Source organism: Mycobacterium sp. E3198 (genome assembly GCF_001667015.1).
Classification (GTDB): domain Bacteria; phylum Actinomycetota; class Actinomycetes; order Mycobacteriales; family Mycobacteriaceae; genus Mycobacterium.
This window is the reverse complement of record NZ_LZIS01000080.1, coordinates 1-7974: the sequence shown is the minus strand read 5'-3', so window position 1 is coordinate 7974 and position 7974 is coordinate 1. Positions and strand designations below refer to the sequence as shown.

Below are 7974 nucleotides of genomic sequence, written 5' to 3'. Positions count from 1 at the left end.
CCGCGAATTTACGCCGCTGCCCGCCGGCGGTTAGACTTAACGAAGTTGGCATGTCAGGCGGGTATTGTCATATCGTTTTACGACTTGTCGAAACCAGTTCCAGGCCACCGTTCAGCGCTGCACGGACGAATCCCTGACGGATCGTCTCCACCTGGGGCACAGCCGATCGACAAGACCGGAGGGGCTTGAGCCCGCAACCACAGGGTGCGGCCCCGTCGGAGCCGCTCGTCACGGCAGCGAAGAACGTTCTGGTTGAAGGGTCAGGTGCATATGACGCCCAAGCGCGTCGGGTTATACAACCCCGCGTTCGAGCACGATTCGTGCGGGGTAGCCATGGTCGTCGACATGCACGGCCGTCGCAGCCGGGACATCGTCGACAAGGCGATCACCGCGCTGCTCAACCTCGAACACCGCGGTGCCCAGGGCGCCGAGCCGCGCAGCGGTGACGGAGCCGGCATCCTCATTCAGGTCCCGGACGCGTTCCTGCGCGAAGTCGTGGAGTTCGAGCTGCCGCCTGCGGGCAGCTACGCCACCGGCATCGCGTTCCTGCCGCAGTCGTCGAAGGACGCCGCCACCGCGTGCTCCGCCGTCGAAAAGATCGCCGAGTCCGAGGGCCTGCAGGTCATCGGCTGGCGCAACGTGCCGACGGACGACTCGTCGCTGGGCGCGCTGTCACGCGACGCGATGCCCACCTTCCGCCAGGTGTTCATGACGGGCGCCTCGGGGATGGCGCTGGAGCGCCGCGCCTACGTGGTGCGCAAGCGCGCCGAGCACGAGCTGGGCACCAAGGGCCCGGGCCAGGACGGCCCCGGTCGCGAAACCGTTTACTTCCCAAGCCTTTCCGGCCAGACCTTCATCTACAAGGGCATGCTGACCACCCCGCAGCTCAAGGCGTTTTACCTTGACTTGCAAGACGATCGGCTGACCAGCGCGCTGGGCATCGTGCACTCCCGCTTCTCCACGAACACCTTCCCGTCGTGGCCGCTCGCGCACCCCTTCCGGCGCATCGCGCACAACGGTGAGATCAACACCGTCACCGGCAACGAGAACTGGATGCGGGCGCGCGAGGCGCTGATCGAGACCGACCTGTTCGGCGACGACGTCGAGAAGCTGTTCCCGATCTGCACCCCCGGCGCCTCCGACACCGCGCGCTTCGATGAGGCACTCGAGTTGCTCCACCTCGGCGGGCGCAGCCTGGCCCACGCGGTGCTGATGATGATCCCCGAAGCGTGGGAACGCCACGAGTCGATGGACCCCGCGCGGCGGGCGTTCTATCAGTACCACGCCTCGTTGATGGAGCCGTGGGACGGACCGGCGTCGATGACGTTCACCGACGGCACCATCATCGGCGCCGTGCTGGACCGAAATGGCCTGCGTCCGTCGCGGATCTGGGTCACCGACGACGGCCTGGTGGTGATGGCTTCCGAGGCCGGCGTGCTCGACCTGGACCCGGCCACGGTGGTGAAACGGATGCGGCTGCAGCCCGGCCGGATGTTCCTGGTGGACACCGCCCAGGGCCGCATCGTCTCCGACGAGGAGATCAAGGCGGAACTGGCTGCCGAGCACCCCTACCAAGAGTGGCTCGACAAGGGCCTGGTACCGCTGGACGACCTGCCGTCGGGCGAGTACGCCCGGATGCCCCACGAGCGACTCGTCAAGCGGCAGTTGACTTTCGGCTATACCTACGAGGAGCTCAACCTGCTGGTGGCTCCGATGGTGCGCACCGGCGCCGAGCCGATCGGCTCGATGGGCACCGACACCCCGGTGGCCGTGCTGTCGCAGCGTCCGCGGATGCTCTACGACTACTTCCAGCAGCTCTTCGCCCAGGTGACCAACCCGCCGCTGGACGCCATCCGCGAGGAGGTGGTCACCAGCCTGCAGGGCACCACCGGCGGCGAGCGCGACCTGCTCAACCCGGACGAGAACTCCTGTCACCAGATCATGCTGCAACAGCCGATCCTGCGGAACTACGAGCTGGCCAAGCTGATCCACCTCAACCCCGACGACCGGATCAACGGGCGCCCACACGGCATGCGGTCCAAGGTGATTCACTGCCTGTACCCGGTCGCCGAGGGCGGCTCGGGGCTGGCCGCCGCGCTCGAGGAGGTGCGCGCGCAGGCGTCGGCGGCGATTGCCGACGGCGCCCGGGTCATCATCCTGTCCGACCGCGGATCCGACGCGCAGCTGGCCCCGATCCCGTCGCTGCTGGCGGTGTCGGCGGTGCACCACCACCTGGTGCGCGACCGGACCCGCACCCATGTCGGCCTGGTGGTCGAAACCGGCGACGCCCGCGAGGTGCACCACATGGCGGCGCTGATCGGCTTCGGCGCGGCGGCCATCAACCCGTACCTGGCGTTCGAGTCGATCGAGGACATGCTGGATCGCGGCGACTTCGACGGGATCGACCGCAACAAGGCCCTGAACAACTACGTCAAGGCCGCCGGCAAGGGCGTGCTGAAAGTCATGTCCAAGATGGGCATTTCGACGCTGGCCTCCTACACGGGCGCGCAACTGTTCCAGGCGGTCGGCATCTCCGAGGACGTGCTCGGCGAGTACTTCACCGGGCTGAGCTGCCCGACCTCCGGGATCACCCTGGAGGACATCGCCGCGGACGTCGCCACCCGCCACAAGCTGGCCTACCTCGACCGGCCCGACGAGCGCGCCCACCGCGAACTCGAGGTGGGTGGCGAGTACCAGTGGCGCCGCGAGGGCGAGTACCACCTGTTCAACCCGGAGACCGTCTTCAAGCTGCAGCACGCGACCCGCACCGGGCAGTACAAGATCTTCAAGGAATACACCCGTCTGGTCGACGACCAGAGCGAGCGGCTGGCGTCGCTGCGCGGGCTGCTGAAGTTCCGCGGCGACGTGCGGCCCCCCGTTCCGCTGGATGAGGTCGAGCCCGCCAGCGAGATCGTCAAGCGCTTCTCCACCGGCGCGATGAGCTACGGCTCGATCTCGGCCGAGGCGCACGAGACGCTGGCCATCGCGATGAACCGGCTGGGCGGTCGGTCCAACAGCGGCGAGGGCGGGGAAGACGTCAAGCGGTTCGACCGCGACCCCAACGGGGACTGGCGCCGCAGCGCGATCAAGCAGGTCGCCTCGGCGCGCTTCGGGGTGACGTCGCACTACCTGACCAACTGCACCGACATCCAGATCAAGATGGCCCAGGGCGCCAAACCCGGTGAGGGCGGCCAGCTTCCGGGCCACAAGGTGTACCCGTGGGTCGCCGAGGTCCGGCACTCCACGCCCGGCGTCGGGCTGATCTCGCCGCCGCCGCACCACGACATCTACTCGATCGAGGACCTGGCGCAGCTGATCCACGACCTGAAGAACGCCAACCCGGCGGCGCGCGTGCACGTGAAGCTGGTGTCCGAGAACGGGGTGGGCACGGTGGCGGCCGGGGTTTCCAAGGCGCACGCCGACGTGGTGCTGATCTCGGGGCACGACGGCGGCACCGGCGCGACGCCGCTGACGTCGCAGAAGCACGCGGGCGCGCCGTGGGAGCTGGGGCTGGCCGAGACGCAGCAGACCTTGCTGCTCAACGGGTTACGCGACCGGATCGTGGTCCAGGTCGACGGTCAGCTCAAGACCGGGCGTGACGTGATGATCGCCGCGCTGCTGGGTGCCGAGGAGTTCGGCTTCGCGACCGCCCCGCTGGTGGTGGCCGGCTGCATCATGATGCGGGTGTGCCACCTGGACACCTGCCCGGTCGGCGTCGCCACCCAGAACCCGGTGCTGCGCGAGCGGTTCACCGGCAAGCCCGAGTTCGTCGAGAATTTCTTCATGTTCATCGCCGAAGAGGTGCGGGAGTACATGGCGCAGTTGGGGTTCCGTACCTTCAACGAGGCCGTCGGCCAGGTCGGAGCGCTGGACACGACGCTGGCGCGGGCACACTGGAAGGCCCACAAGCTGGACCTGGCGCCAGTACTGCACGAGCCGGAGTCGGCGTTCATGAACCAGGACCTGTACTGCAGCTCGCGCCAGGATCACGGCCTGGACAAGGCGCTCGATCAGCAGTTGATCGTGATGAGCCGCGAGGCGCTGGACTCCGGCAAGCCGGTCCGGTTCTCCACCACGATCAGCAACGTCAACCGCACGGTGGGCACCATGCTCGGCCACGAGCTCACGAAAGCCTATGGCGGGCAGGGCCTGCCGGACGGCACGATCGACATCACCTTCGACGGCTCCGCCGGCAACAGCTTCGGCGCGTTCGTGCCCCGGGGGATCACGTTGCGTGTCTACGGCGACGCCAACGACTACGTCGGCAAGGGTCTGTCCGGCGGTCGGATCGTGGTGCGACCGTCGGACAACGCGCCGCAGGACTACGTCGCGGAGGACAACATCATCGGCGGCAACGTGATCCTGTTCGGCGCCACCAGCGGGGAGGTCTACTTGCGTGGCGTGGTCGGCGAACGATTCGCGGTCCGCAACTCCGGCGCCCACGCCGTGGTCGAGGGCGTCGGCGATCACGGCTGCGAGTACATGACCGGCGGCAAGGTCGTCGTCCTGGGCCGCACCGGGCGTAACTTCGCGGCGGGCATGTCCGGGGGTCTGGCCTATGTGTACGATCCGGACGGCGAACTGCCGAACAACCTCAACGCCGAAATGGTGGAGCTCGAGACGCTCGACGAGGACGACGCCGAGTACCTGCACGGCGCCATCCAGGCACACGTCGACGCCACCGATTCCGCTGTCGGCCAGCGGATCCTGGCCGACTGGCCCGGCCAGTGCCGCCACTTCGTCAAGGTGATGCCGCGCGACTACAAGAAGGTGTTGCAGGCGATCGCCGCGGCGGAGCGCGACGGCCAGGATGTGGACAAGGCGATCATGGCGGCCGCGCATGGCTGATCCGAGCGGCTTCCTGAAATACACGCATCGGGAATTGCCGAAGCGCCGGCCTGTCCCGCTGCGACTGCGCGACTGGAACGAGGTCTACGAGGACTTCGACGAGGAGACCCTGCGCGAGCAGGCCACCCGCTGCATGGACTGCGGTATTCCGTTCTGCCACAACGGGTGTCCCCTGGGCAACCTGATCCCGGAATGGAACGACCTGGTGCGCCGGGGCCACTGGCAGGACGCGATCGAACGGTTGCACGCCACCAACAACTTCCCGGACTTCACCGGGCGGCTGTGTCCGGCGCCGTGTGAGCCGGCGTGCGTGCTGGGCATCAACCAGGATCCGGTGACGATCAAGCAGATCGAGCTGGAGATCATCGACCGGGCCTTCGAGGAAGGCTTCGTGGTGCCGCTGCCGCCGGACAAGTTGACCGGCAAGAAGGTCGCCGTGGTCGGTTCGGGGCCCGCGGGTCTGGCCGCGGCCCAGCAGCTGACCCGCGCCGGTCACAGCGTGACGGTCTTCGAGCGCGACGACCGCATCGGCGGGCTGCTGCGTTACGGCATCCCGGAATTCAAGATGGAAAAGCGCGTCCTGGACCGGCGGCTGGAGCAGATGCGCGCCGAGGGCACCGAGTTCCGGGCGAACGTCAACGTCGGGGTCGACATCACCGTCGAACAGCTGCGCGGCGACTTCGACGCGGTGGTGCTGGCCGGCGGGGCCACGGCGTGGCGCGACCTGCCCATCCCCGGCCGCGAGCTGGACGGCATCCACCAGGCGATGGAGTTTTTGCCGTGGGGCAACCGGGTCCAGGAGGGCGACGACGTCCTGGGTCCCGACGGCGAGCCGCCCATCACCGCCAAAGGCAAGAAGGTCATCATCATCGGCGGCGGTGACACCGGGGCCGACTGCCTGGGCACCGTGCACCGGCAGGGTGCGATCGCGGTGCACCAGTTCGAAATCATGCCGCGCCCGCCGGACACCCGCGCCGAATCCACGCCGTGGCCGACCTACCCGCTGATGTACCGGGTGTCCTCGGCGCACGAAGAGGGTGGCGAGCGGGTGTTCTCGGTGAACACCGAGGAGTTCGTCGGCAAGGACGGGCACGTGACCGGCCTGAAGGCGCACGAGGTGACCATGCGGGACGGCAAGTTCGTCAAGGTCGACGGTTCCGACTTCGAACTCGAGGCCGATTTGGTGTTGCTGGCGATGGGATTCGTCGGCCCGGAGAAGCCGGGGCTGCTCACCGAGCTCGGCGTGAAGCTCACCGAGCGCGGCAACGTCGCGCGCGGCGCCGACTTCGACACCTCGGTCCCCGGCGTTTTCGTTGCCGGTGACATGGGTCGCGGCCAGTCACTGATCGTTTGGGCGATTGCTGAGGGACGGGCCGCGGCGGCCGGCGTGGACCGTTTCCTGATGGGTTCGACGGCCCTGCCGGCGCCCATCAAGCCGACGGCGGCGCCGCTTACTTAGTCACATCAGTCACACCAGAAACAGAAGAATTCAATTCGGCGTTTCTGCCCACGTTTGCCAGACGGTTGTTGTCTAATGGTTCGTTGTGGGCTCTGTCACAGGGTAGTCACGGGGGAGTCCCGCCAGAACGGACCGATCGCAGGAGTGGTCACTGTGCATGTCAACCCGGTACCTCGGTCGCGGATGGGGCGAATCGCCTGGTCGTGGTTACGTCACCCGGTAAAGAGCCGCGAGTTTCCCGCTAAGCAAGAACGACTGATCACCGCCGAAGAGCTGATGCTGTTCGGGGTCTAGCCCCGCCCGCACCCGCGCTGCCGAGGTTTGCTCGGGATCAGCCGTCCCACAACCCCGAATCCCGGATCGCCTCGGCCAACGGCTCCAGCACGGCGGCGTCATGCGGCGGGGGAAGGTAGACGATGCCGAGGTCCAGCCCCTCGGCGCCCAGCGCCGCCGCGTCCTCGATGACCTTCCCGTAGTTGAGGTCCGGCTCCAGTCGCAGGTGGGCCGACAACGTGATCTCCTTGGGGTCCCGCCCGACGTCCGCGCACCGCGCGGCCAGGACGTCGCGCTTCTGCGCGAACAGTTCGGGAGGACCGCCGGCGAAGTTCCAGTGCTGGGCGTAGCGCGCGGTGAGCGGCAACGTGCGCTTCTCGCCGCTGCCGCCGATGCAGATGGGCGGATGCGGGCGCTGCACGCCCTTGGGCTCGTTGCGGGCGCCCTTGAGTTGGTAGTACTTGCCGGCGAAGTCGGTGGTCTCCTCGCTCAGCAGGCTGATCAACACCTGGCAGGCTTCCTCGAATCGATCGAACCGTTCCCTGATGGAGCCCAACTCGATGCCGTAGGCGCCCGACTCCTCCTCGTTCCAGCCGGCGCCGATCCCGAGTTCGAGGCGACCGCCCGAGATGATGTCCAGCGCCGCCGCCATATTCGCCAGCACCGCGGGGTGGCGGTAATGGATGCCGGTGACGAGGGTGCCCAGCCGCAGCCGCTCGGTGGCCTGGGCCAGCGCGGTCAGCGTCGTCCAGCCCTCGAGGCAGGGCCCCGAGCTGTCGGAGAAGATCGGGTAGAAGTGGTCGAAGGTCCACCCGGAATCGAAGACCTCGATGTCGTCGGCGGCCTGCCAGACGGCGAGCATGTCGGCCCAGGTGGTGTTTTGGGGTGAGGTTTTGAACGCGAATCGCATTGACCCGACGGTAGTCGGGCTTTATTAAGGGAAACTAAACTCATTACGCGATGACGTACTCACTGGGCCTCGACACCAAGGTCACCCTGCTGGCTGCCGGGCTGATCTTCCTGCTCGCGCTGGTTCTCGGCGTCTGGAAATACCGGCAGATCATGACCGCCGACGACCACCGGGCCCACCCGTACGTCGACATCGCGCACCGCGCCGCGTTGCTTTACTCGTTCGCGACGCTGCTGCTGGCGGTCTTCGTCGAACTCAGCGCCTGGCCGGCGTGGGCCAACCTGACAGCGGCGGGCGTCGTCGTGTTCTTTTTCGTGGCGGCCATCGGTAGCTACATCAGCCACGGGGCGCGCCGCGACACCGTCAACCAGTTCGAGCACCCCAACCGGGGCACCGAGGTCTCGATGGCGCTGCTGATCACCGGCGAGATCGGCGGCTTCGCCGTACTGCTCGCCGGGTTCATCGCCGGCCAGTTCTGGTGACC

Annotated in this window: 4 protein-coding genes; 3 read left to right on the top strand and 1 reads right to left on the bottom strand. The window is 67.5% G+C overall.

Annotated features, from left to right (window positions below; genetic code table 11):
* Nucleotides 1-270 precede the first annotated feature (270 nt).
* Both gltB and A5673_RS08780 read left to right on the top strand, forming a co-directional pair.
* Nucleotides 271-4848 (top strand): glutamate synthase large subunit, encoded by a 4578-nt coding sequence (gene gltB, locus A5673_RS08785; protein ID WP_068229993.1) that lies wholly within the window; start codon nucleotides 271-273, stop codon nucleotides 4846-4848.
* Entirely contained in the window at nucleotides 4841-6307 is a 1467-nt protein-coding gene (locus A5673_RS08780) for a glutamate synthase subunit beta (RefSeq protein ID WP_068229990.1), read from the top strand. The genes gltB and A5673_RS08780 overlap by 8 nt, the downstream gene beginning before the upstream one ends.
* A 331-nt stretch (nucleotides 6308-6638) precedes the next feature.
* Here A5673_RS08780 and A5673_RS08775 read toward each other — a convergent pair whose 3' ends face one another.
* Nucleotides 6639-7490, bottom strand: coding sequence for an LLM class F420-dependent oxidoreductase (locus A5673_RS08775; RefSeq protein ID WP_068229986.1), 852 nt, complete (start codon nucleotides 7488-7490; stop codon nucleotides 6639-6641).
* Nucleotides 7491-7540: 50 nt separating this feature from the next.
* On the opposite strand from A5673_RS08775, the gene A5673_RS08770 reads away from it, so the two are divergent.
* On the top strand, nucleotides 7541-7972 hold the full coding sequence (locus tag A5673_RS08770; RefSeq protein ID WP_068229984.1) for a hypothetical protein: 432 nt from the start codon (nucleotides 7541-7543) through the stop codon (nucleotides 7970-7972).
* The last annotated feature ends 2 nt before the right edge of the window (nucleotides 7973-7974 follow it).

Coding starts and splice junctions, on each gene's coding strand:
- A5673_RS08780 (WP_068229990.1), top strand. CDS start 4,841: ATGGCTGATCCGAGCGGCTTCCTGAAATACACGCATCGGGAATTGCCG.
- A5673_RS08770 (WP_068229984.1), top strand. CDS start 7,541: ATGACGTACTCACTGGGCCTCGACACCAAGGTCACCCTGCTGGCTGCC.
- A5673_RS08775 (WP_068229986.1), bottom strand. CDS start 7,490: ATGCGATTCGCGTTCAAAACCTCACCCCAAAACACCACCTGGGCCGAC.
- gltB (WP_068229993.1), top strand. CDS start 271: ATGACGCCCAAGCGCGTCGGGTTATACAACCCCGCGTTCGAGCACGAT.